This is a genomic window from Pseudomonas sp. 67(2021) (assembly GCF_017491835.1).
Taxonomy (GTDB): domain Bacteria; phylum Pseudomonadota; class Gammaproteobacteria; order Pseudomonadales; family Pseudomonadaceae; genus Aquipseudomonas; species Aquipseudomonas atacamensis.
On the sequence record NZ_JAFGYL010000005.1, the window covers coordinates 127,224 to 151,278 of the forward strand.

Consider the following 24,055-nt stretch of genomic DNA (forward strand, 5'->3'; position numbering starts at 1 on the left):
CCATGAACTATCAGTTGAACTTTGCCGCCGTGTGGCGCGATTTCGACACCTTGCTGGCGGGGCTCGGTCTGGGCTTGCAGCTGGCGCTGGTGTCGATCGCCATCGGCTGCGTGATCGGCCTGCTGATGGCGTTCGCCTTGCTGTCGAAGCATCGCGCCTTGCGGGTGCTGGCCTCGGTGTACGTCACGGTGGTACGCAACACGCCGATTCTGGTGTTGATTCTGTTGATCTACTTTGCACTGCCCAGCCTTGGCATTCGTCTGGACAAGATTCCTTCGTTCATCATCACGCTGTCGCTGTATGCCGGCGCGTACCTGACCGAAGTCTTTCGTGGCGGCTTGCTGAGCATTCCGAAGGGTCAGCGCGAAGCCGGGCTGGCAATCGGTCTCGGTGAATGGCAGGTCAAGGCTTACGTCACCGTGCCAGTGATGCTGCGCAATGTGCTGCCGGCGCTGTCGAACAACTTCATTTCGCTGTTCAAGGACACTTCGCTGGCGGCTGCGATTGCGGTGCCGGAGCTGACCTATTACGCGCGCAAGATCAACGTCGAAAGCTACCGGGTGATCGAAACCTGGCTGGTGACCACGGCGTTATATGTCGCGGCCTGTTACCTCATTGCCATGCTGCTGCGTTACCTCGAGCAGCGTCTGGCGATCCGCCGATAGGAGGCTGCGATGTACGAATCTCCCAGTTGGTTGCATGAATTGTGGGTCGCGCGCGAGCCGTTGTGGCAGGGCTTTCTGACCAGTGTGCAGGTCTCGGCGCTGGCCATTGTGTTGGGCACCTTGCTCGGCGTGGTTGCCGGCCTGGTCCTGACTTACGGCAAGTTCTGGATGCGTGCGCCGTTTCGGCTGTACGTCGATCTGATTCGCGGCACGCCAGTGTTTGTATTGGTGCTGGCCTGCTTTTATATGGCGCCGGCGCTCGGTTGGCAGATCAGTGCGTTTCAGGCCGGAGCCCTGGGCCTGACGCTGTTTTGCGGCTCGCACGTCGCCGAAATCGTTCGTGGTGCGCTGCAAGCCCTGCCGCGCGGGCAGATGGAGGCGGGCAAAGCCATCGGCCTGACGTTCTACCAATCCCTCGGCTACGTACTGTTACCTCAGGCGCTGCGGCAGATTTTGCCGACCTGGGTCAACTCGTCCACCGAAATCGTCAAGGCGTCGACCTTGCTCTCGGTGATCGGCGTCGCCGAATTGCTGCTCAGCACGCAACAGATCATCGCCCGGAACTTCATGACCCTGGAGTTCTACCTGTTCGCCGGTTTTCTGTTCTTCGTCATCAACTACGGCATCGAATTACTCGGCCGGCACATTGAAAAGCGGGTGGCCCTGCCATGACTCAAGCTCAAGTTGCTTCACAGGATCAGGCATTGCTGGATATTCGCGGCCTGCACAAACAGTACGGCGCGGTGGAAGTGCTCAAGGGTGTCGACCTGAGCATGCAGCGCGGCAACGTCGTCACGCTGATCGGCTCCAGCGGTTCGGGCAAAACCACGCTGTTGCGTTGCGTGAACATGCTCGAAGAATTCCAGGGCGGGCAGATCCTGCTCGACGGCGAGTCCATCGGCTACGACGAGGTCAACGGTAAACGCGTGCGCCATGCGGAGAAGGTTATTGCCCGCCATCGTGCGATGACCGGCATGGCCTTCCAGCAATTCAACCTCTTCCCGCACCTGACCGCGTTGCAGAACGTCACCCTTGGCCTGCTCAAGGTGAAGAAGATGCACAGGGACGAAGCCGTGGTGCTCGCGGAAAAATGGCTGGAGCGCGTTGGCCTGCTGGAGCGGCGCAATCACTTTCCCGGTCAGTTGTCCGGCGGCCAGCAACAGCGCGTGGCGATTGCCCGAGCGATTGCGATGAACCCGAGCCTGATGCTCTTTGACGAGGTCACCTCGGCCCTCGACCCGGAACTGGTTGGCGAGGTGCTCAACGTGATCAAGGGGTTGGCCGAGGACGGCATGACCATGTTGCTGGTGACCCACGAAATGCGTTTCGCCTTCGAGGTTTCGGACAAGATCGTTTTCATGAATCAAGGGCGGATCGAAGAGCAGGGACCTCCCAAGGAACTGTTCGAACGCCCGCAATCGCCGCGTCTGGCGGAATTTCTCAAGAGCACGCGGTTTTGAATCTGTACTTTTGCAATCAGGAGAAACACCCATGAGCATTACGCGTTACGGCACCGGCAGCACCGCCGCCGGCGGCCAGCCTCGTCCATTCGCCCGCGCAGTTGAAGCGGATGGCTGGCTGCATGTGTCCGGCCAGGTACCGGCGGTGGATGGCGAGATCATCGTTGGTGGCATCGTCGAACAGACCCACCAGACCATGAAGAACCTGATCGCCATTCTCGAAGAGGCTGGTTATGGCCTTGAGGACGTGGTTCGCGCCGGCGTCTGGCTGGACGATCCACGGGATTTCAGCAGTTTCAACAAGGTCTTCGCCGAGTATTTCAAACCCGAACACGCCCCGGCGCGCGCCTGTGTGCAGGCGAGCATGATGGTTGATTGCAAGGTTGAGATTGACTGCATTGCCTACAAGAAGAAGGCCTGATACACGCCGATCGTTCCCACGCTCTGCGTGGGAATGCAGCCCGGGACGCTCTGCGTCCCAAAAGCGGACGCGGAGCGTCCGGTGAGGCATTCCCACGCGGAGCATGGGAACGATCATTGGCTGTAAACTCCCGGCGACTTTGAATGGAAACCACTGACATGACCGAAGACACCATCAAGCGCCGGGCACGCGGTCTGGACCGGGCGTTCGATATCCTCGATTTTCTCAAGGAAATCGGCCAGCCCCTGCGCCCCAACGACATCGCCAATGGCATCGGCAGTCCGAAGTCGACGGTCTACGAACTGGTCGCATCCTTGCTGGAGCGACGGATTCTCGAGCCGGTGGGCAAGGACGGCCACGTCTACCTTGGCCGCCAGTTGTACTTCCTTGGTCAGGCGCATCTGCGCCATTTCGACCTCAGCCGCGAGGCTGATCACGCTTTGCAGGAGATCGTCAGCCAGACCCGCGAAACTGCGCAGATGTGTCTGCTCAACGGGCGCAAATACACGGTGGCGTTGATGAAGGAGGGCGAGCGGCATTTCCGCATCTCATCGGATATCGGCGAAAACGCGCCGATCCCGTGGACGGCTTCCGGGCGTCTGTTGCTCGCGCACTTGAGCGATCAACAGATCATCGACCTGATCGACGAAGACGACTACATCCTGCCCGACGGCGAACGCCTGCCACTGGACCGTTTTCTGGCGGAGATTCGTCAGGCCGGCAGCGATGGCTTCTTCTCCTTCGACAGCGTCGCCGACACCTTCACCCATTGCTTCGCCGCGCCGGTCAAAGACCCGCAGGGCGTGGCCATTTGCACTTTGTGCATCGTCGCCCCGCGCGCCGATGCGAAAAACAATTACAGCGACTATCGCCGGGTGCTGATCGAGAGCGCCAACAGCCTCGCCCGGCGGATCAACGAATAACCGTGGCTGCCTGCGGCCGCGCCTGTGAGGATTCGACCATGACCACTGCCATCAACTCTGCCGTAGAAAAAGGCGACGCCGTGATCGGCGCGCAATTGACCCGCGACGTCAGCCTGCCGGCGCTGGTGCTGCACCGCGAGGCGCTGGAGCACAACATTCGCTGGATGCAGAAATTTGTCAGCGACAGCGGCGCCGAACTCGCGCCCCACGGCAAAACCAGCATGACCCCGGCACTGTTCAAACGACAGCTTGATGCCGGCGCCTGGGGAATCACCCTCGCCAGCGCCACCCAGACCCGCGCCGCCTATGCCCACGGCGTGCGTCGCGTGTTGATGGCCAATCAACTGGTCGGCACGCCGAACATGGCGTTGATTGCCGATCTGCTCGCCGATCCGACGTTCGATTTCCATTGCATGGTCGATCACCCCGACAACGTCGCCGACCTCGGGGCTTACTTCGCTTCCCGTGGGGTCAAGCTCAACGTGATGATCGAATACGGCGTGGTCGGCGGCCGTTGCGGGTGCCGCAGCGAGCAGGAAGTCATCGAACTGGCCAAGGTCATCGATGCGCAACCGGCACTGGCCCTGACCGGTATTGAAGGTTACGAAGGCGTGATTCATGGCGATCATGCGGTCAGTGGCATTCGCGAATTCGCCGCGTCGCTGGTTCGTCTCGCGGTGCAGCTACAGGACAGCGGCGCCTTTGCCATCGCCAGACCGATCATCACAGCGTCGGGTTCGGCCTGGTACGACCTGATCGCCGAATCTTTCGAAACCCAGAACGCCGCCGGCCGCTTCCTCAGTGTGTTGCGCCCGGGCAGTTACGTGGCGCACGACCATGGCATCTACAAAGAGGCGCAGTGCTGCGTGCTCGACCGTCGCAGCGACCTGCACGAAGGCCTGCGCCCGGCGCTGGAAGTCTGGGCTCATGTGCAGTCGCTGCCGGAACCGGGTTTTGCGGTGATCGCCCTGGGCAAGCGCGATGTCGCCTTCGATGCCGGTTTGCCGGTGCCGTTGTTGCGCTACAAGGCCGGCGTGGTGCCGGCGGCGGGGGATGATATCGGCGCGTGCAAGGTCACGGCAGTAATGGATCAGCATGCGTTCATGACCGTGGCGCCGGGTGTAGAACTGCGGGTCGGCGACATCATTTCCTTTGGTACTTCGCATCCATGCCTGACTTTTGACAAGTGGCGGGTAGGGTTGCTGGTGGATGAGCAGTTGGCGGTCATCGAGACCATGGAGACTTGTTTCTAAGGCTTGAGATTGCGTTGCGGCGGCTATTCGCGAGCAGGCTCGCTCCCACAAGATCAATGCGTTCCATTGTGGGAGCGAGCCTGCTCGCGAAGACGCCCGCTTAGCCACCACTGAACCACCCGAGATCCCACCCGATGAAAATCCTCAGCAACACCCCACGCATCGCCCTGATTGGCGAATGCATGATCGAACTGCAACAACGCGCCGACGGTAGCCTGCAGCAAAGCTTCGGTGGCGACACCCTCAACACGGCGGTGTACCTGTCCCGTGCGCTGGGCGACAAGGCGCAAGTCGACTACGTCACCGCGCTGGGCGATGACAGTTTCAGCGACGCCATGTGCCAGATCTGGCGCAGCGAAGGCATCGGCCTCGATCTGGTGCAGCGTTTGCCCGGTCGGCTGCCCGGTCTGTACTGCATCCAGACCGACGCCAACGGCGAACGGCGTTTCCTGTACTGGCGCAACGAAGCGGCGGTACGCGATTGCTTCACCACCCCTGCGGCCGAGCCGATCCTCGCGGCGTTGCCGCACTACGACGTGCTGTATTTCAGTGGGATCACCCTCGCCGTACTCGGAATGCAAGGCCGCGCCCGACTGATCAAGACCCTGATTGAAGCCAGACAGCGCGGCGCACGCATCGTTTTCGACAACAACTACCGCCCACGCCTGTGGGCGTCGGTGGAAGAGGCGCGCGCGGCGTATCGCAGCGTCCTGCCTTATGTCGATCTGGCGCTGCTGACGGTGGATGACGAACAGGCGTTGTTCGGGTTTGCCGATTGCGCTGAGGTGTTTGCCACGTACGCACAGATCGGCACGCCGGAAGTGGTGCTCAAGCGCGGCGCCGAGGCGTGTCTGATTCGCTGCAATGGTGAGGCGTTTGAAGTGCCGGCGCACAAGGTTGATAAGGTTGTCGACACCACAGCGGCGGGGGATTCGTTCAGTGCGGCGTACCTGGCCAGGCGCTTGCTCGGCGGCAGTCCGGCAGAGGCGGCGCAAGCGGGACATGAATTGGCCAGTCGGGTGATACAGGTGCCTGGAGCGCTGATCCCCAGGTAATCAGAGAATGGCCGCTTGCTGCGCAATCGGTTCGCGAGCAGGCTCGCTCCCACAATGAAAACGCGGTCGACATGGGGGAGCGAGCCTGCTCGCGAAGAAGCCCGGCAGCCAGCCGATCAATCCCGATAAAACACCTGCACCAGGTGATAACCAAACTTGCTCTTGATCGGCCCATGCACGGTGCGCAGCGGTTTCTTGAAAATCACCGCATCAATCGCGCCGACCATCTGCCCCGGCCGCACTTCGCCCAGGTCGCCGCCGCGTTTGCCGGACGGGCAGGAGGAAAATTTCTTCGCCAGCACATCGAACGCTTCGCCCTTGGCAATGCGCTGTTTGAGTTGTTCGGCCTCTTCGGCGGTTTTCACCAGAATGTGGCGGGCTTGGGCTTTCATCGTGCAATACCTGATAACGGGGTGACAGCGGGGCGCGCGATTATGCCTCAAGTCGCGGGGTCGGGTTGCTCAACTTGCGAATCTTGCTCGCCAGCACTTCAAGGACAAAGGGCTTGGCGACCATGTCCATGCCCTCGTCAAGAAAGCCCTGACGCTCGGCAGCAATCTGCGCGTAACCGGTCATGAACAGCACTTTAAGCCCCGGACGATGCTGGCGAGCAATCTCCGCCAACTGGCGTCCGTTCATACCCGGCAGCCCGACATCGGTAACCAGCAGATCGACGCGTTGCACGGACTCGAGCACGGGCAGGGCGTTCGTGGCGTTTTCCGCTTCGAAGGTTGTGTAGCCCAGTTCCTTGAGCAGATCGAGCACCAGCATGCGCACTGCCGGATCATCCTCGACCACAATCGCGGTCTCGCCCGAAGATGAAGCGGCAATCGGTTCAGCTTTCTCCACAGACGAGGATTCGGGCGTCGGCTCAAGCAAACGCGGCAAGTACAGACGTACACAAGTGCCTTGCCCCGGCACACTGTCGAGGCTGACATGGCCGCCGGACTGCTGGGCGAATCCGTAAATCATCGACAGCCCAAGCCCGGTGCCTTGGCCGATCGGTTTGGTGGTGAAAAACGGGTCGAACGCTTTGGAGCGAATTGACGGAGTCATGCCGGTGCCGTTATCGCTGACCGCGAGCATCACGTATTCCCCGGCCTTCACCGGCTCGAGAATGGTGGTGTCGCTGCTGTCGAGATACACGTTCGCGGTCTGGATCAGCAACGTGCCGCCTTCGGGCATCGCATCGCGGGCATTGATCACCAGATTGAGCAGGGCATTCTCCAGCTGGCTGACGTCGGTACTCACCGGCCACAAATCCTCGGGCAGGCGCAGTTGCAGCTCGATCGCATCGCCCTTGGTGCGGCGGATCAGGTCTTCCAGTGAATGCACCAGTTCATTGACGTGCAGTTGCTTGCGGTCCAGCGACTGGCGCCGCGAGAAGGCCAGCAAGCGATGCGTCAGCGCGGCCGCACGGTTGGCCGACGACACGGCCGCCTCGGTGAAGCGACCAATCTCATCGGCGCGACCGTTGGCGATGTAGCGCTGCATCAAGTCGAGGCTGCCGATGATGCCGGTGAGCATGTTGTTGAAGTCGTGGGCGATGCCGCCGGTGAGCTGGCCGACAGCTTCCATCTTCTGCGCGTGGCGCAAGGCGTCTTCGGCGCGCTCGCGTTCGAACATCTCGTTCTGCAAACGCTCGTTGGCCTGAGCCAGTTGCTCGGTGCGCGCGCTGACCCGCTCTTCGAGGGTCTCGTTGAGATTGCGCAGGGCTTCCTCGGTTTTCTTGCGCTCGGTTTCGTCGATGACAAAGATGTAGAAGCCATTCACTGCACCGTCTGCGCCATGTCGCGGCAGATAATTCATGAGGGCATGACGGGTGCTGCCGTCGCGGTGCGGCGTGTAGAAACTGAAGGAGCAGGAGCGGCCGGCCAGTGCTTCGGCGATGTACGGCGCACGCAGGAAATACGCCTCTTCGCCGATGACTTCGCGGATCGTGCGCCCATACAACTCCTGCGGCGTCAGGCCGTACCAGTCCAGATAGGCTGCGTTGTTCAAGCGAAAACGTTCTTCGGCGTCGACGTAGCTGATCAGGATCGGCATGGCGTTGATGATCAGCTGAAGTTCGGTCTGGCTCTGACGCAGCGCCTGTTCCGTATGTTTGCGTTCGGTCAGGTCCAGCGCCGCGCCGAGAAAGCGCATCGGCCGACCATGATGATCCTTGTAGCAACGCCCGCGCGCGAACACCCAGCGCAGCGTGCCATCGGCCTGCAACAGGCGATATTCCTCGGCGTACTCCGTGCCATGAGTGATGCAGTACTTGATGCCGCGCGCGACCATGGCGCGGTCTTCGGGGTGCACCCCGTGCATGTATTCGCTGATCGGCAACTGCCCGGCGCTGGCAGGATCGACGCCGTGCAGTTCGGCGAAGTGCGCATCGGCGATGAAACGGTCTTCGCCAATGTCCCAATCCCAGGTGCCGACGGCGTCGGTGGCGGCGAGGGCCAGTTGCAGACGCTCCTCGGACTGGCGCTGGGCCTTGAGGCTTTCTTCGGAACGACGCTGCAATTCCAGGGCAATGCGTCGGCGCTCGTTGGTTTCGATGGCGGTGATCAGAATCCCGGCCACCTGTGCGGTTTCATCGCGAATCGGGCTGTAGGTCAGATCCAGCCAGAAATCGGTTTTTTTGCCGTCCCGCTGCACGCTGAAACGCTGCTCGCTGAAGCTGCGCACCTGACCCTGCAGCACCGCTTGGTAAATCGGCTCGGCAAAATCCCGCACCTCTGGCCAGACCTCATGCGTCGGCTGCCCGAACGCTTCGGGATGCTTGCTGCCAGCGAGCAGGGCAAAGCCATTGTTGTAGATCTGCGTGAGTTGCGGGCCCCATAACAGCAGCATCGGCATCGGCGAATGAATCACGATGTCCACCGCCGTGCGCAGGCTCTGCGGCCAGGTGCCGGCGGCGCCCAGCGGGCTGCGGCTCCAGTCGGTGCGGGCAATCAGGGCCTGAGCGTCATCGGTGGTGGATACAGCATTCATGTTTCAATCCTGAGCGTGGTTCGGTGAGACGGGGTCTATCATTGTTGCAGGAGCCGCGCCAAGCGTCGGCCAAATTTGCTCATTCAATGCTTCGCGGGTGCTTTCAGCCATGGAAATCGATGCACTGTTGTCAATATTGTCGCAAAAAAACGGCTCGGATCTGTTCCTCTCTACCGGCGCAGCGCCGAGTGCGCGCATTGATGGCGTGCTGACGGCGCTCAGCGATCAGCCATTCAAACCCGGCGAAACCGCGGCCATCGCCACCTCCCTGATGGACGCCGAGCAGCGCCGGGAGTTCGACCGGGATCTGGAAATGAACCTGGCAATCTCCCGAACGGGCGTCGGGCGGTTCCGGGTGAACATTTTCAAGCAGCGCAACGACGTTTCGATCGTGATCCGCAACGTCAAGGTCGACATCCCGCGATTCGAAGACCTGAAGCTGCCGCCGGTGCTGCTGGAAACGGTGATGCTCAAACGTGGCCTGATTCTTTTTGTCGGCGCGACCAGTTCAGGCAAGTCGACTTCACTGGCGGCACTCATCGATCACCGTAACCGCCACAGCGCCGGACACATCGTGACGATCGAAGACCCGATCGAATATATCCATCGACACAAGCGCTCGATCATCAATCAGCGTGAAGTCGGCGTAGATACCCGAAGCTTTCATGCGGCTTTGAAGAACACTCTGCGCCAGGCTCCGGATGTTGTATTGATTGGTGAGATCCGTGACCGCGAAACCATGGAGCATGCGCTGTCATTCGCTGATACCGGCCATCTTGTGTTGTCGACGCTGCATGCGACCAACGCCAATCAGGCGCTGGATCGAATCATCAATTTGTTTCCCGAGGAGAAGCGCGAACAGCTTTTGCAAACATTGGGCAACAACCTCAAAGCCTGTGTCTCGCAGCGTCTGCTCCGCACTGTCGATGGCCAAAGGCGCGCGGCAGTCGAAATTCTTCTGGGTACGCCGACCATCGCTGACCTGGTCCGACGCGGCCAGTTCGAAGAGCTCAAGCCGATGATGGAAAAATCGACCGGACTCGGTATGCAGACATTTGACGCGGCACTGTTTGCGCTGTTTGCAGAAGGTGCAATCAGTGAGCAGGAAGCATTGAAGAATGCCGATTCGGTAAATAACTTGAAGTTGCGAATCAAACTTCAGCACGACCAGGCAAGTGTTAACAATACAGGCCCCGGCGAGTGGGGTTTGATGGATTGACTTGGTGTCTTCGATTGCATCGAGTGTTTGCACGGCAACAACACTTAATAATTGACTCGTGGTTCGGTTGTATGTGTTTGGGTAAAACGTCATTACGCTGAATGGTCAGCTAGTTGGTTTGATGAGGTTTTACTGTGAACGAAGTTAAGAAAAATAAAGTATTCCGGCCATCGAAAGTTGCGCTGGCTGAATGGAAGTATCGGTCTGCGGCAGATGCTACCGAGCGCGATATGGTTCTTCGGCATCTGGAAGAGGCATTGAATGAGTACACCGAAGATCACGGTATAGACTGGTATGGGCGTGAAGTAGAGTTGCAACCAGGCTCTTCACTGCATGAAATATATAACCCCGGCAGACTTCTGCTCAATGAGCTGCTGAAAACCGGGCCGGTCATTGGTGCAATCGGTCGAGAGGAGGCGCGCGAGCATAACGGCCTGGTTCGGATTACGCCGGAAGGCAAGATGGAAGTCCGTGCCGTCAGAGGTTGGGTAGATCTGGTTGCGGCGCAGTATTTTGAATACAGTCAACCTACGCGCTCGACGGTGAGTCTCATCGCCGACATTGCCGCAGTCGCCGGCGGTTTTGTATGGCCTGATCTGGATGTAACCCTGGATCAGTGGTTCAAGTTTCATGATATCGATCTGCCTGACACCAAGGCCAAGATCAGTAACTTGATCGGGTTGTTCAAGTTTTCACCCGAGGTCAGGGAGCCAGTTGCTTTTTGGGATCACTTTCAATCAAGTGAGCAGAGTCACAACGCGTTATCCGAAGAGCAGTTTGCAGATATTCGTGGCGCCACCGCCAAATTGATGCCGAAGCGCAAACTGTTGTCAGCCTTGTACAACGTCACAGGGCGCGCGGATATATCTCACGAAACGGCGGCGCAGCGCCTCTTTGAATTTGTCGCCTATCCAGTTTCGCTGGATCTTGCCAGAAGTTATATCAAAGAGCTGAATTGGTACGGGGTGAATGACGGGGAAACGCTTTCCGAAAATATTCTCCGCCAATTGTTGATGACCGCGATATTACTCGACCTGGACCCATCGATCGGCCATCGCCACCTGGTCCAACGGCGAGACCTGTACTCGCCAGACAATGTTGAGCGCCATCCATCAGAGATACTCGAGGAGTACACCGAGTTTGTGCGGAACAAGCGCTGGGTAGATCCGATATTGGCGCCTTTGGTGGTTCATCTTCTCCTGGCACGCAACGCACCCGAATTTCTGGTCAGGAAAATTCCGACAGAGGTGACACTTGGGTCGATCGCCTGGATCAAGTTCTGTCGCGCTGTAGTATTGGTCGAGGCAGTAAAGACCGGGGCCTCGCGGGAATTGACCTATGCACAGATCATCGCTTACGGCGAACTGGAGCCGGTCAGTGAAGCGCAGAAGCATATGCGCGATCTGGCGCTGATCGACCCGATCGTGGAGTGGGCGTTGCTCAACCGGATTATTTCCAGAGCCGAGCTCGAACAGGCAGAAGAAACCTGTACACGAAGGGCGATTGACGCGTTTGAGCACCACGCAGACCAATTCGCCCAGCTAGCCCGCGCATTTTCGACACCGTTACCCAACCGAGCGGAAATTGCCCGAAGCCAATTGAGAAAAGCTGCACCTGGCTGCGACACACTGGATGAAAAAGCGCTGTCCGAGAAAGGCGGACAGCAAATCATGTCCATGGTCGAGCTGCACCAATCGGGTGACCTGGTCACCGGTCAGTGGGACAGGCGCACCGTACGTTTGATCGTCAACGGATTGCTGCAACCTGCGATCAACTACAACCCTGCGGGTCTCAGTCTTTATCAGCGTTATCCGCGACTGCTGACGATTGAATCCTGTGACGAGGAAATGGATCGTCAGTTGGCCGTGCATTTCGAAGCGGTGAACGGCGGCATGATGTCTGCCATCAAGCTGGCGTTGGCACACATGCCGGAAGCGGATCTGCAAGTGTTCATGAATGCTGACATTCATTTTTTTACCGTGCGTGAATCGGCATCCTATGTGACTACGCGCCGGGCCGGCGGACCTTTGAATGTAGGGCTTGAACAAGAAACACAACAAAGCCGGGATGCCGCCACGGGACGCTTCGGCGTTGTGATGTACACGTCTGATGAAGACGCTGATCTTTGTTATGAATTATTCACTTCGCGTGCAGAAACCCGCAGGAATGATGCGCTGGGTGCTTTCATCAGACGGGAAAAAAAGCTTCAGCAACGCTCAAGAATGAGCGCCAGTGCCAACATGACGACGCCCCTGAGCAACACCCTGACCCAGAGCGTTCCGCTGAACATCAGGCGCTATACCCATGCCGCGGCCGAGGACGCTTCGATCAGCAGCAGTATGGCGATCATCGATTACTTCGGCGCGCTGAAAGCACCAGCGCAATCTGCGCGGTTGCAGACAGGGTTCTACCAGAAATTCAACGACCCTAACATCGTGCGCATCGCCGGGTTTCTCGCCGAGAACAGACCGTTCCTGAATAAAACCGAGCTCAGAGAGCTCGTGCGTGTACCGACGCCGCTCGAACTCTCCCGGGAGGAGGGCGAACGCTTGCTGACTTACTTCATCGACCTGTTGGTGCCGTTCAAAAAATGCATCGAGGACATCGCCTCGGGCGAAGACAACAAGATGGTGGACGGGGTTTACGGATGTTTGATGGACGGCATCGGCCTGGTGGGAACAGTGGCTGGCGCCAGCTCGAAGGCGCTGAGTATTTCCACCAGGGCCATTTCCACTACTGCCAAGGCCGCGCGTTTCACCCGGCTGGCGTTTACTTCGGCCATCTCGCTTTTCAATCCCTTCGATGGTGTGCCCTCCGGTCTGCAGGCGGGCGGTAAACTGGTACACAAGGGCCTGCTGCGGTTCAACAAGAACACTCATGACCTGATTACTCTGGCCAGGGGGCAATTGCACAGGATCAGCGGTCGCCGGCAATCCTATGATCTGCTTGAAGCGGCTGATAACGCGCAATTCGGGTTGGGTAGCTGGCGGCCACGCGGGGCTACGCATGAAGCCGTCGCCGTGCTGGCCGCGCGCAGTGGTGACAAATGGTACTCGCTGAATCGACGCGGCAACTTGTGGGGCAAGTCTCTGGAGGATTTTGTGTATCAAGCCCCCTTGCAGCTGCCTGCTTCGCCGCGCACGTTGCCGCTCAGTTACACGCGCAAGTTCATCGAGCAAAGCCTGCCCCGTGCCCGGGCCAAGATCGACAACGCATTGGAAATCTTCAACCGTCATGATTTCAAACGCGATCGCGACGCGCTGATGAAGATCGTGTTCGGCGATGCTTCTCAGATGTCCACTGATCGGCTGGTGAACTACTTGCGTTTGATCCGCTTCGATTTCGCCGGTTTCTCCTTGAGCAACATGGTTCTCGACGGCCTCAAGATCAACGATACCCTGGCATCGTTCGATGCAAACAATTACCAGCGCTGGAAAGACGCAGGTTCGAGCGGTGATTGCGCTATAGCGTTTGTTGAGGTCTACACGAAAAACTTCAATCGACACTTCGTCAGCATGGGTCTGAACCACGATGTGATCGCCGACGACCTGATTCATGAGCTGTTCCACGCCAGCGCACAAACCGACGATGTCGGCTATGCCACCGACGCCGTGCATGCCAGTGACAGCGGACAGCAGCTGGATGTGTCCGTATTGCTCAATCTGGGGGCAGGTTGCCTGGCGCAGTCGCAGAACGGCACTGACTGTCATGCGCCGTCCAGAGCCTTCGAAAACGCCGACTCGCTCACGCTGGTCACCTCATTGCTGAGTCAACTGATCACTGACGAGGTCACTTTCGATCAAAACATGACTGTTCTTGGCAGTGCGCTCGAGGCCAGTGCAGGCCGGGCGATTGGCGAGCCGGTGGTCATTACCTTGAACAAACCTCGTTGATGAAAAGCACTGCCGCCAGCCTGTCGGATCAGGGCGTCAGTGCCGATTTCAATCAGCCAGTTCCGGCCGATCCCGAAACTGCTCCAGCGCTTCGGGATTGGCCAGTGCATCGGTGTTTTTTACCGGCCTTCCATGCACGACGTCACGCACCGCCAGCTCCACGACTTTGCCGCTGATGGTGCGCGGTATGTCCGTCACTGCAACAATCCGCGCCGGGACATGTCTCGGCGTGGTATTGGCACGGATCACCTCGCGGATTCGCTGTTCAAGCCCTCGATCGAGTTCGACACCATCGCGCAAACGCACGAACAGCACAACGCGCACATCATCCTGCCACTGCTGACCGATGGCGACGCTGTCCAGTACCTCGGTGATTTTCTCGACCTGCCGATAGATTTCCGCCGTGCCGATGCGCACGCCGCCCGGGTTCAACACCGCATCCGAGCGGCCATGGATCATCATCGCGCCGTGGGGCAACTGTTCGGCGTAATCACCTTGTGCCCAGACGCCGGGGAACAGGCTGAAGTAGGACTGGCGGAGTTTTGAGCCGTCGGGGTCATTCCACAAGCCGATCGGCATCGCCGGGAAATGCCGTGTGCAGACCAGCTCACCTTTCTCACCAATCACCGGTTGGCCAGCGTCGTTCCACACCTCGACGGCCATGCCCAGGCTCTTGCCCATGATTTCTCCGCGACGTACCGCTGACAGCGGGTTGCCATTGACGAAGCACGAGACGATGTCGGTGCCACCGGACATTGAAGCCAGGCACACATCGGTTTTGAAGTCGCGATAGACGAAGTCGTAGCTTTGCGGTGACAAAGCCGAGCCCGTGCACAGCAGGGTTTTCAAGCTGCTCAAGTCATGACTTTCGCGGGGCCTGGCGCCGCTGCTTTCCAGCGTCGCGAGGAATTTCGGACTGGTGCCAAACACACTGATGCGTTCGTCGTCGATCAGGTCGAGCAAGCGCTGATGGTCCGGATAAAACGGCGAGCCGTCGTAGAGCACCACGGCGCTGCCAACCGCGAGCGCTGAAACCAGCCAGTTCCACATCATCCAGCCGCAGGTCGTGTAGTAGAACAAGCGGTCACCGGGACCGAGGTCGCAGTGCAAACCATGTTCCTTGACGTGTTGCAGCAGCACACCACCGGTGCTGTGGACGATGCATTTCGGCACGCCAGTGGTGCCGCTGGAGTACAGCACGTAGAGCGGATGATTGAACGGCACCGGGGTGAAAACCGGTTCGCCGCCGGGTTGATAAAAGTCTTCCCACAAGCAGACATCAGCGTGGGTTTGATAATCCTCGATGCGCGCTTGCGGACGGGCGTACGGGACGATGATCAACTGCTGCAGCGACGGCAGCTGTATCAGGATTTCGTTGAGCTTGGCGGTCTGATCCAGGATTTTTCCGGCGTATTGATAACCGGCACAGGTGAGCAGCAATTTCGGTTCGATCTGGCCAAAGCGATCGATCACGCCGTGGGTGCCGAAGTCCGGCGACGAGCAGGACCAGATCGCGCCGAGGCTGGTGGTGGCCAACATCGCCACCAGGGTTTGCCAGGTGTTGGGCATGCACGCCGCCACGCGATCACCCCGGCCAACGCCCGCCGCGCGCAGGCTCGCCTGAAAACCGGCGACGTGTTCGGCCAGTTCGGCCCAGGTCAGTTGTTCGCGCTGGCCGTTCTCCGCCACAGCAACCACCGCCACGGCATCGTCGCGGCGGCGCAGCAGGTGTTCGGCAAAGTTCAGCGTCGCGCCCGGAAACCACTCGGCGCTGGGCATCTCTGCACCTTCACGCAAGACGGCGTCTGGCTGGGTGTGAAAGCGGATGTCGAAGAAATCGACGATCGCCTGCCAGAACGCCGGGCGCTGCTCGATGCTCCATTGGTGCAGGGCAGGGAAGTCGTCGAGCTTAAGCGAATGCCGCTGATTGATTTCGCGCCGGAAAACGTCCATCCGCGAACCGGCGATACGCTGGGCGTCGGGTTGCCAGAGGATGTCGGACATGGGTTTGCCTCTTCTTATCGGATTCGCGAACTGGCTCGCTCCCACAATGGCCAGGTGTTTATTGCGCCAGCCAGCCACCATCAATATTCCACGCCGCGCCGCGCACCTGGCTGCCGGCTTCACTGCACAAGAACAGCACCAGCTCACCCAGATGCTGGGGTGTGACGAACTCCAGCGACGGCTGTTTTTCCGCCAGCAGATCATGCTGCGCCTGCTGCGGATCGACACCCTTGGCCGCGCGATCATCGATCTGCTTCTGCACCAGCGGCGTCAACACCCAGCCCGGACAGATCGCATTGCAGGTGACATTGCTGGTCGCGGTTTCCAGCCCGACCACTTTGGTCAGGCCGATCACGCCATGCTTGGCGGCAACGTACGCGGCTTTGCCGGTGGAGCCGACCTGGCCGTGCACCGAGGCGATATTGATGATGCGCCCCCAGTTCTTGCGGCGCATGCCCGGCAGGCTGAGCCGCGTGCTGTGGAATACCGATGACAGGTTGATCGCGATGATCGAATCCCAGCGCTCAACAGGAAACTCTTCTACGGCCGCAACGTGCTGAATGCCGGCGTTGTTGACCAGAATGTCGACGCCGCCAAACTCGCGCTCGGCGTAGGCGACCATGTCGGCAACCTGTGCCGGGTCGCTGACATCGGCGGGATGATGGCCGACCTTGCCGCCGAACTGAGCGACGTCGGCGATCACCTTCGAGGCGTCGCCGAAGCCATTGAGAATCAGGTTGGCGCCCGCTTTCGCGAGGGTCAGCGCGATGCCCAGGCCGATGCCGCTGGTGGAGCCGGTTACCAAGGCTGTCTTGCCGGAAAGAGTGGTCATGAATACCTCACACAATGCCAGTGGCGTAGAAAGTGCCGATCACCACGAAAACCGCGAGGGTCTTGATCAGCGTAATACAGAAAATGTCTTTGTAGGCCTCGCGGTGGGTCAGCCCGGTCACCGCCAGCAAGGTGATTACCGCGCCGTTGTGCGGCAGGGTGTCCATGCCGCCGCTGGCCATCGCGGCCACGCGGTGCAGCACTTCCAGCGGAATATTCGCCGCGTGCGCTGCACTGATGAACTGCTCGGACATCGCCGCCAGCGCGATGCTCATGCCGCCCGACGCCGATCCGGTAATGCCGGCGAGCAGTGTCACGGTAATCGCTTCGTTGACCAACGGATTGGGAATCTGCTTGAGCCAGTCGGCCAGCACCAGGAACCCCGGCAGCGAAGCGATTACCGCACCAAAGCCGTATTCAGACGCGGTGTTCATGGCCGCGAGCAACGCGCCGCTGACCGCGCTTTTGCTGCCTTCGGCGAGCTTGCTTTTAATCGCCTTGAAGCCGAACGCCAGCACCATGAGGATGCCGACCAGCAACGCCGCCTGCACCGCCCAGATCGCCGTGAGCTTGGCGATTTCGGTAGTGACCGGCGCGGCCATGCCCGGCAGTGCCAGGCTGTGCGTCTTGCCGTACCACTGCGGAATCCACTGGGTGAACAACAGGTTCATGATGCCCACCGCCAGCAATGGCGACAGGGCAATCCACGGGTTGGGCAGCTTCAGGTCTTCGGCGGTTTCCGGTTCGTTGCGAAGTTCAGTGCCGTAGCCTTCGCCGGCACGTTGCGCCTTGTTGCGTTGGCGCTGCAGAAACAGCATGCCGGCGCAGAACACGAAAATCGTGCCGATCACACCCAGCCACGGCGCCGCCCATGCGGTGGTGTTGAAGAAGGTGCTGGGGATGATGTTCTGGATCTGCGGCGTGCCGGGCAGGGCGTCCATGGTGAACGAGAATGCGCCGAGGGCAATGGTCGCCGGGATCAGGCGTTTGGGAATATTGCTCTGGCGGAACATCTCCGCTGCAAACGGGTAAACAGCGAAGACGACGACGAACAACGACACGCCGCCGTAGGTGAGCAGGGCACACACCAGCACGATCACCAGCATCGCTTGTTTAGTCCCGAGCAAGCGAATCGCAGCGGCCACGATCGAGCGCGAGAAGCCGGACAGTTCGATGAGCTTGCCGAACACCGCGCCGAGCAGGAATACCGGGAAATAGAGCTTGATGAAACCGACCATCTTGTCCATGAACACCCCGGTGAACGCAGGGGCAACGGCGGACGGATCGGTGAGCAGGACCGCGCCGAGGGCGGCGATCGGGGCAAAGAGGATGACGCTGTAGCCACGGTAGGCGGCGAGCATCAGCAGCGTCAGGGCTGCCAAGGCAATGATCACACTCATGGTGTGTCTCTCCAGGATTGTTATTTTTGTGGGTGGAACGGGTGCGGAGAGTGGGTTAGCGAGATTTGTGCCAATCTTCTAACTGTTTGAAATATAAGGAAATTAGATCAGAGTCGCGTTCTGGGAGCTGTTTTTGTCTCTTAATTGAGATTTTCTTTGAATGGGCCGTCGCCTTCGCGAGCAGGCTCGCTCCCACATTGGTCATGCATTCCCCTGTGGGAGCGAGCCTGCTCGCGAAGCTTTTGCTCTAGTCTTAAAATGGAGATCAGATGTCTCTATATGTAGACTCTGCAATCCCCAGCGCAGCCATTTTCTTGTACAGCGTCGACCGCCCCAGCCCCAGCCGAACCGCCGCCTCCGGTACTTTCCCCGCGCATTGCGCCAGGGTCGACTCGATCAACTGCCGATCAAACCGCGCCCGCGCCTGTGCAAATGTCTCCCCAGTGGAGGCTTGCATGCTCGGCTCGGACGTTCGCTCAACCGGAGTAAAGGTGCCAATCGCGCCGCGAATATCCTGCTCGGTCAGGATCAGATCATCACTGAGCAACGCCGCCCGCTCCAGCACATTGCGCAACTCACGGATGTTGCCCGGCCAGGCATGCTGGCCGAGCAACGCCAGCGCGTCGCGGTGCAGTTCATGCTGGCTGCGCAGTTCTTCGAGAATCGCCTCGCTCAGCGCCGGCAGATCATCGAGACGTTCACGCAGCGGCGGCACCTGGATTGGCAGTACGTTGAGGCGGTAGTACAAATCGGCGCGAAATTCGCCGCGCTTGATCGCCGCCTGCAAATCCGTCGACGTCGCGGCGATTACCCGCACATCGCTTTGAATCACTTCATTGGAGCCGACCGGTTCGAATTCTTTTTCCTGCAACACGCGCAGCAGTTTGCTTTGTAGCGGCAGCGGCATATCGCCGATCTCATCGAGAAACAGCGTGCCACCCTGAGCGATTTGTAATTTACCAGTGCGGCCCTTGCGGTCGGCGCCGGTAAAGGCGCCGGGTGCCGTACCGAAAAATTCGGCTTCCAGCAGCGCCTCGGGAATTGCCGCGCTGTTGATGCTGACGAAGGCTTTGTGCGCGCGTGGTGAGGCGCTGTGAATCGCTTGGGCAAGCAACTCTTTACCTGTGCCGGTTTCCCCCAGCAGCAAAACCGGCGAATCAGCGCTGGCACTGCGCCTGGCGCGGCGTTTGACTTCAAGGCTGGCAGCGCTGGTACCGATGAAGTGGGCGAAGTTGTATTTGGTCTGCCGCGCACGTAGCAGCGAGCGGGTCGAGGCGAGTTCTTCCTGCATGCTCAAGTAGCGCTTGAGCATCGGCGACAGCGTGCGCAACTCGTCGAACAGGGCAAAACCGATGGCGCCGATCACGCTGCCGGCGTCGTCGTGGATTGGCAGGCGCATCACCACCAGTGGTTCCTTTGGCGTGTCCTGCATGTCCAGCAGAATCGGCCGACCGGTGCGTACCACCTCGCGCAGCAGGCTGCCGGGGATCACGCTTTCGCAGGGTTTGCCGATAGCGCCTGCCGCTGAATCGAGACCGAAGCGCCGGGCGTAGCGTTCGTTCATCCAGACGATATTCGCATCGCGGTCAACAATCACCGTGCCCTCACTGGATTGCTCGATGATCTCGAACAGCGAACGGATCGCCAGGGTGCGCACCCGTTGGTAGTCCTTGAGGCTTTCGGTGGTGTTCATCCTGTATTCCAAGGTTGATGAAGTCTGTCGGCGCCGTCGGATAGCGCGAGTCATTATGCCGATGGATTGCTACATGATCATCTGGTGTCAGTGATTGGCCCTTTTAAAAGCCCACAAATCGGCTCTCGACCGTTCGTCCGGAAAGTGTGCCTACCTGTAATTTCTGACAGTTGCGGAGAATGAACCTCAGTCGCCTAATGCTTCTACCCGGCGCCAGAAGGCAGGATCCCGATCCAGCGCCCCAGCGCATCAAGGAGACATGAAATGATGAAGGAAGAGATGTTGCCAGAAGATATTTCTGTACAGGATGCGAACATTCTGACGCTAGTCCCGCTTTATATTCCCGGACAAATTCCGGGCATCCACGATGCGGACGGCACGCCTAACGCCAATCGCTTTGGCGTAAACCGCAGCATGTGTACATCCAATGCCGAGGGTTTGCTGGTTAATGTCTATCCGTACCTCAATGCTGAAAAGGGCGACCACATCGTCATTCGCAGCAGCATCGATGCGACCGAATTGCTGTCATTCAATTTGGCGGCGGGGCAGGAGGATGAAACGTCTCATGTTTTCCTGCCGGGGCATTTGCTCAAGCCGGGCTTTCAAACTCTTCATTACGAAGTCATCCGCAAGAGCCAGAACTACGGGCGCTCTACGCCGCTGGATGTGTTGATCCGGTTTCTGATGCCTGGGGGGCCGGATCCGGAGCCGGATCGTCCCGGGCACTATCGTTTGCTGGCGCCACGCCTGCTCAACGTGCCGGCGGGAGGTATTACTCGCCAGCTGGCGGAGTCCGTTGACGGCGTGCAATGGGCTATTCCGGCCTATCCAAACGTTCGTCAGTTCGACATCATGCCCCTGAGCTTTGGCGGCTTGCTCTTTTATCACACCGTGACGATGGAGCAGGTCGGGAAAGAAATCCAGGGCAAGATCCCGGTCGACGTCATTCTGAAGGCCGGTAACGGCGACCAGATTTTTATCTACCGCCCCATCGACGAAGTGCACAACCGCGCCAGCGACTGGTCGCTGCGCACAAGCGTGTACAGCGAAGTGACCTCGGATCTCCTGCGCCCGGTGATTCTCGATGCCGTGCAAGTCGATCCAGACACCGGTGAACTGTTCTACGACCTTGCCACGCTGGGTAGCAAAGACATTCAGGCTGACGTGGTCACGCGCCCGGTGACCTTCGAGATCGGCGATAGCGTCAGGCTGTGGGTTTCGACAATCAAGGGCGGTGTCGAGGCCGAGGTCTTCAGCGAGATCAAACCCGTCACTCAGATCAACAGCACCGTGCGCTTTTTTGTGCCCAACACTACAGTGATGCAACTGGCTCGGGAGCACATCTACGTCCGCTATGAGCTGACCAGCAAAAGCACCGGTGAGACCCGTCGATCAAGCCGAACCACGGTGTGGCTCAAGGGCAGTGCGGTCAACCTGCCGGCACCTAAAATCCTGCCGATCAACGGCGTTGTCGTCGATCCTGCCAACGCCGCCACCGGCATCGTTTCGCCCCATGCCGGGATTTCGGCTCAGGCCTGGCTGCATTTTTATGCGCGGGGAACTGCACCAGGCGGTGTGGAACACCTGTACGACAGTGGGCGGCGTATCAGCAGTTCGCAGGCTGCGCGCGACATGACATTTCCAATGTCGGCGCCCTACCTGGCGAAAATCGATGGCGGTGCACTCGAGGTTCATTACAAGGTCGGCACCAGCATCGACGATCCGCTGGCCGCCGAATCGCTGCGCCACTCCGTGAGGGTTGGCGAGCCCAAGCCGGACTTGCAGGCAGCCATCGTCGTGTGTGCGGTTGACGGTGTGCTTGATCCCGAAAAACTGCCACCCTTCGCCGATGCCGAGGTGCAGGTTCCACCGTTCAAAGACATGAAAGGGCAGACGGTTTATCTCTGGTATCAGTCTGACAACCCTCAGGACCCGCAACGCTATGACGATTCGGTGGACATCAATGATCGTGATCTCGACATCCCGGTTTCGTTTTTTCTTTCGCAGGACTTTCTCAAGGAACATGTGGGCTACAACCTGACCATCGGCTATTCGGTCGAGCCTACCAACGGCTCAGGCACCGAGCGTTTCGGCGCCAATACGCAGGTGGCGATCGGCGCAAGTTCGAAGCAGCCGCTGCCCGCGCCAAAAGTGCTGGAGGCGAGCGAGGCCGGTGTCTTGAACCCGATAGATACGGCTCTGCGAGGGGCTTCGGTGGTGATCGATGCCGAGTTGAAATTCGGTGATTACATCAAGTTATGCTGGAACGGCGATGCGCAGGACGGCGACTATGCGTGGGAGGAGCCGATCTCCTTCAATGGCGATGGCAAGCCTTTCACCCACCAGGTTCCGCAGCGTTATGTGCTGGCCAATCAGGATCTGGGCATCAGGGTTTCCTACACCGTTGAGCGCGACGGCGGTGGCGAGCAAAGCTCTGATGTTCTGATATTGAGTGTCCAGCGCGCGGTATTGCCGCTGCCGGCGATCAGTGAGGCAACCGGCGCCAATCGTGATCAGATAAACCCCGACGATGTGCCCGCCGAAGGCGCCAGCGCGCGGATCGGTGTGACGGCGCAACTCAAGGAAGGGGACGTTGTTACCCTCATGCCCAGCGGCGCGGCCCCGATCGTCAGGAATATACTGCGAACGGATGAAGGCCGGGAACTGATCATGCGTATTTCGCGGCCTTTCATAGACTCGAAAAACGGCGAAAGTTTCACCTTGAGCTACACGATTAGGCGTGCGGCTGGTGGTCCTGATGAGTCTTCAGCGTTCAAGAATTTCGATGTCCGTCGGGTGATTGGCTCGGGCCGATTGAAGGTCATGGGCGCGCGACATAACTCCAACACCTACCGATCTTCCAGTGCGCCGTGCCTGATGTGGGCGCTCAATGCGCAGACGCTGCAACCGATGCTGTCGGAGTGGCGCTATGCCGGCGATGCCGCCTGGGTAGCGGCCACTCAGTTTATCGATACTGCGTCGTCACGGGCGTTGCAGGTGCGCTCTGCTGTCGAGCAGGTCACCCTCAATCCGGTCAATGTCTGCGGCAATGGTGTCGATTCCAACGTGAGTGGTGCCGCCGCGGTTGTGGTGATACGTGATGCTCGGGTGTCGGCCGGCGGGGCAATGGGGGGGCGCGATCTCGCCAGTTTTGGCAATGGTTCCTATGGCGGCAGCATCCCGCCGGTGTATTTGATTCAGGAAAATGTCAGAAACGTCTTCTGTTCCGGTGGCGCTTTCGTCGCGCTCACTCAGGACGGTGTCGCGCTGCCGTTTGGTGAAGCCGGTAGCGGTGCCAATATGGGCAACGTCAGCCCCAGCGGGTTCGCGACGATCGCCAGTAACAGTTACGCATTTGCCGGTCTGACGACAACGGGTGATGTACGTGCCTGGGGCAACGCGAGCTATGGCGGCACGTTGCCGACGGGCGGCTTGAGCAACATCAGACGGGTGTTCAATGGCGGTTTGTCGTTCTGTGCTGAACGGACCGATGGCAGCATCGTGGCATGGGGGGCAGGTGTCGTGGCAAACCCGGTTCCGGGAGTGACCAACGTCGACCGCGTGATCTGCTCGTACCAGGCATATGCGGGCATTACCCAGACCAAGCGGCTGTTCGCGTTCGGTGTAACGGCCTTCGGTGGCACGCTTCCCGCCGATATCGCCAACCGCACCGATATTCAAAGGCTTTGTTGTGCCAATGCCCGGGCGTTTGTGGCGCTGACCACCGGAAAGAACGTGGTCGCCTGGGGTGAGGCTGGCTATGGCGGCAATCTCGCCAGTTTCCCTGGTATTGCCGCGTTGCGCTTCGTCGATGTGGCGTCCACCTGGCAGGCGTTTGCCGGTATCACGGAGAACAATCGTGTGGCCGCCTGGGGGGTCGCACCTGCCGGTGTGGTGCCCGCTCACATTGCCGCTTTGACCAATGCCATCCAGGTGGTCGGCACTTCTCATGCCTTTGCAGTGCTGTGCGCTGATGGTCGGGTCTTCGCCTGGGGTAACGCAACGCTTGGCGGTGATACCTCAGCCGTGGCCGCCCAGTTGATCAACGTCGTGGCCATCTACACCAACTCCCACGGTTTCATTGCGTTGACATCCGACAAACGTGTCGTCACTTGGGGGCAAGCGACGGGTATCGGTGGCGCGAGCGGCCTCAACGGATTCGTTTCCTATGTCGATGGCACCGTTACCGCAATGGAAGGGGCGAGTGTCGAAGCGCACGAAGCGGCCGAGTCCCCATAAAACCTGGTGACCTTTCC

General features: G+C 59.5%; 16 protein-coding genes. 10 read left to right on the forward strand and 6 right to left on the reverse strand.

The window, feature by feature from the left end:
- Positions 1–2 precede the first annotated feature (2 nt).
- The 7 genes from J5M66_RS09040 (at position 3) to J5M66_RS09070 (ending at position 5,777) form a co-directional block, all read left to right on the forward strand.
- Entirely contained in the window at positions 3–665 is a 663-nt protein-coding gene (locus J5M66_RS09040; RefSeq protein ID WP_024012746.1) for an amino acid ABC transporter permease, read from the forward strand.
- Between the two features lie 9 nt (positions 666–674).
- Positions 675–1,337 carry an amino acid ABC transporter permease gene (locus J5M66_RS09045; RefSeq protein ID WP_071172258.1) on the forward strand — a complete coding sequence of 221 codons (663 nt, stop codon included), beginning with the start codon at positions 675–677 and terminating at the stop codon, positions 1,335–1,337.
- The gene (locus tag J5M66_RS09050) at positions 1,334–2,125 is read left to right on the forward strand and encodes an amino acid ABC transporter ATP-binding protein (protein WP_016774496.1); all 792 of its coding nucleotides are present in this window, start codon (positions 1,334–1,336) and stop codon (positions 2,123–2,125) included. Before J5M66_RS09045 ends, J5M66_RS09050 begins: the two co-directional genes overlap by 4 nt.
- Positions 2,126–2,156: 31 nt before the next feature.
- Positions 2,157–2,546, forward strand: a complete 390-nt coding sequence (locus J5M66_RS09055; RefSeq protein ID WP_016774497.1) for a RidA family protein — start codon at positions 2,157–2,159, stop codon at positions 2,544–2,546.
- A 158-nt stretch (positions 2,547–2,704) separates the two neighbouring features.
- Positions 2,705–3,469, forward strand: a complete 765-nt coding sequence (locus tag J5M66_RS09060; protein ID WP_123442632.1) for an IclR family transcriptional regulator — start codon at positions 2,705–2,707, stop codon at positions 3,467–3,469.
- A 38-nt stretch (positions 3,470–3,507) separates the two neighbouring features.
- Complete coding sequence (locus J5M66_RS09065; RefSeq protein WP_207807881.1) at positions 3,508–4,722, forward strand: amino acid deaminase; 1,215 nt, start codon at positions 3,508–3,510, stop codon at positions 4,720–4,722.
- Between the two features lie 134 nt (positions 4,723–4,856).
- Complete coding sequence (locus J5M66_RS09070; protein WP_125926822.1) at positions 4,857–5,777, forward strand: sugar kinase; 921 nt, start codon at positions 4,857–4,859, stop codon at positions 5,775–5,777.
- 116 nt (positions 5,778–5,893) lie between these two features.
- Here J5M66_RS09070 and J5M66_RS09075 read toward each other — a convergent pair whose 3' ends face one another.
- Entirely contained in the window at positions 5,894–6,169 is a 276-nt protein-coding gene (locus J5M66_RS09075) for a peptidylprolyl isomerase (protein WP_123442629.1), read from the reverse strand.
- A 40-nt stretch (positions 6,170–6,209) separates the two neighbouring features.
- Positions 6,210–8,759, reverse strand: a complete 2,550-nt coding sequence (locus J5M66_RS09080) for a PAS domain-containing protein (protein ID WP_207807880.1) — start codon at positions 8,757–8,759, stop codon at positions 6,210–6,212.
- Positions 8,760–8,868: 109 nt separating this feature from the next.
- Between J5M66_RS09080 and J5M66_RS09085 the strand changes: the two genes are divergently transcribed.
- On the forward strand, positions 8,869–9,978 hold the full coding sequence (locus J5M66_RS09085) for a PilT/PilU family type 4a pilus ATPase (RefSeq protein WP_207807879.1): 1,110 nt from the start codon (positions 8,869–8,871) through the stop codon (positions 9,976–9,978).
- A gap of 134 nt (positions 9,979–10,112) precedes the next feature.
- Positions 10,113–13,871 carry a hypothetical protein gene (locus J5M66_RS09090; protein WP_207807878.1) on the forward strand — a complete coding sequence of 1,253 codons (3,759 nt, stop codon included), beginning with the start codon at positions 10,113–10,115 and terminating at the stop codon, positions 13,869–13,871.
- A 48-nt stretch (positions 13,872–13,919) separates the two neighbouring features.
- Here the strand turns inward: J5M66_RS09090 and J5M66_RS09095 are convergent, their stop codons facing one another.
- The 4 genes from J5M66_RS09095 to J5M66_RS09110 form a co-directional block, all read right to left on the reverse strand.
- Positions 13,920–15,875, reverse strand: coding sequence for an acetoacetate--CoA ligase (locus tag J5M66_RS09095; RefSeq protein ID WP_207807877.1), 1,956 nt, complete (start codon positions 15,873–15,875; stop codon positions 13,920–13,922).
- Positions 15,876–15,933: 58 nt separating this feature from the next.
- A complete protein-coding gene (hbdH, locus tag J5M66_RS09100; RefSeq protein ID WP_207807876.1) occupies positions 15,934–16,707 on the reverse strand; it encodes a 3-hydroxybutyrate dehydrogenase in 774 nt (257 codons plus the stop codon).
- A 7-nt stretch (positions 16,708–16,714) separates the two neighbouring features.
- Positions 16,715–18,106, reverse strand: coding sequence for a GntP family permease (locus tag J5M66_RS09105; protein WP_016774505.1), 1,392 nt, complete (start codon positions 18,104–18,106; stop codon positions 16,715–16,717).
- Between the two features lie 265 nt (positions 18,107–18,371).
- Positions 18,372–19,799 carry a sigma 54-interacting transcriptional regulator gene (locus J5M66_RS09110; protein WP_207807875.1) on the reverse strand — a complete coding sequence of 476 codons (1,428 nt, stop codon included), beginning with the start codon at positions 19,797–19,799 and terminating at the stop codon, positions 18,372–18,374.
- Between the two features lie 264 nt (positions 19,800–20,063).
- On the opposite strand from J5M66_RS09110, the gene J5M66_RS09115 reads away from it, so the two are divergent.
- A complete protein-coding gene (locus J5M66_RS09115; protein WP_207807874.1) occupies positions 20,064–24,038 on the forward strand; it encodes a hypothetical protein in 3,975 nt (1,324 codons plus the stop codon).
- The last annotated feature ends 17 nt before the right edge of the window (positions 24,039–24,055 follow it).

Excerpts from the sequence above, each read along its gene's own strand:
- J5M66_RS09055 (WP_016774497.1), top strand. The coding sequence starts at position 2,157 with ATGAGCATTACGCGTTACGGCACCGGCAGCACCGCCGCCGGCGGCCAG.
- J5M66_RS09115 (WP_207807874.1), top strand. The coding sequence starts at position 20,064 with ATGATGAAGGAAGAGATGTTGCCAGAAGATATTTCTGTACAGGATGCG.
- J5M66_RS09095 (WP_207807877.1), bottom strand. The coding sequence starts at position 15,875 with ATGTCCGACATCCTCTGGCAACCCGACGCCCAGCGTATCGCCGGTTCG.
- J5M66_RS09105 (WP_016774505.1), bottom strand. The coding sequence starts at position 18,106 with ATGAGTGTGATCATTGCCTTGGCAGCCCTGACGCTGCTGATGCTCGCC.
- J5M66_RS09050 (WP_016774496.1), top strand. The coding sequence starts at position 1,334 with ATGACTCAAGCTCAAGTTGCTTCACAGGATCAGGCATTGCTGGATATT.
- J5M66_RS09085 (WP_207807879.1), top strand. The coding sequence starts at position 8,869 with ATGGAAATCGATGCACTGTTGTCAATATTGTCGCAAAAAAACGGCTCG.
- J5M66_RS09065 (WP_207807881.1), top strand. The coding sequence starts at position 3,508 with ATGACCACTGCCATCAACTCTGCCGTAGAAAAAGGCGACGCCGTGATC.
- J5M66_RS09110 (WP_207807875.1), bottom strand. The coding sequence starts at position 19,799 with ATGAACACCACCGAAAGCCTCAAGGACTACCAACGGGTGCGCACCCTG.
- J5M66_RS09080 (WP_207807880.1), bottom strand. The coding sequence starts at position 8,759 with ATGAATGCTGTATCCACCACCGATGACGCTCAGGCCCTGATTGCCCGC.
- J5M66_RS09070 (WP_125926822.1), top strand. The coding sequence starts at position 4,857 with ATGAAAATCCTCAGCAACACCCCACGCATCGCCCTGATTGGCGAATGC.
- J5M66_RS09075 (WP_123442629.1), bottom strand. The coding sequence starts at position 6,169 with ATGAAAGCCCAAGCCCGCCACATTCTGGTGAAAACCGCCGAAGAGGCC.
- hbdH (WP_207807876.1), bottom strand. The coding sequence starts at position 16,707 with ATGACCACTCTTTCCGGCAAGACAGCCTTGGTAACCGGCTCCACCAGC.
- J5M66_RS09045 (WP_071172258.1), top strand. The coding sequence starts at position 675 with ATGTACGAATCTCCCAGTTGGTTGCATGAATTGTGGGTCGCGCGCGAG.
- J5M66_RS09040 (WP_024012746.1), top strand. The coding sequence starts at position 3 with ATGAACTATCAGTTGAACTTTGCCGCCGTGTGGCGCGATTTCGACACC.
- J5M66_RS09060 (WP_123442632.1), top strand. The coding sequence starts at position 2,705 with ATGACCGAAGACACCATCAAGCGCCGGGCACGCGGTCTGGACCGGGCG.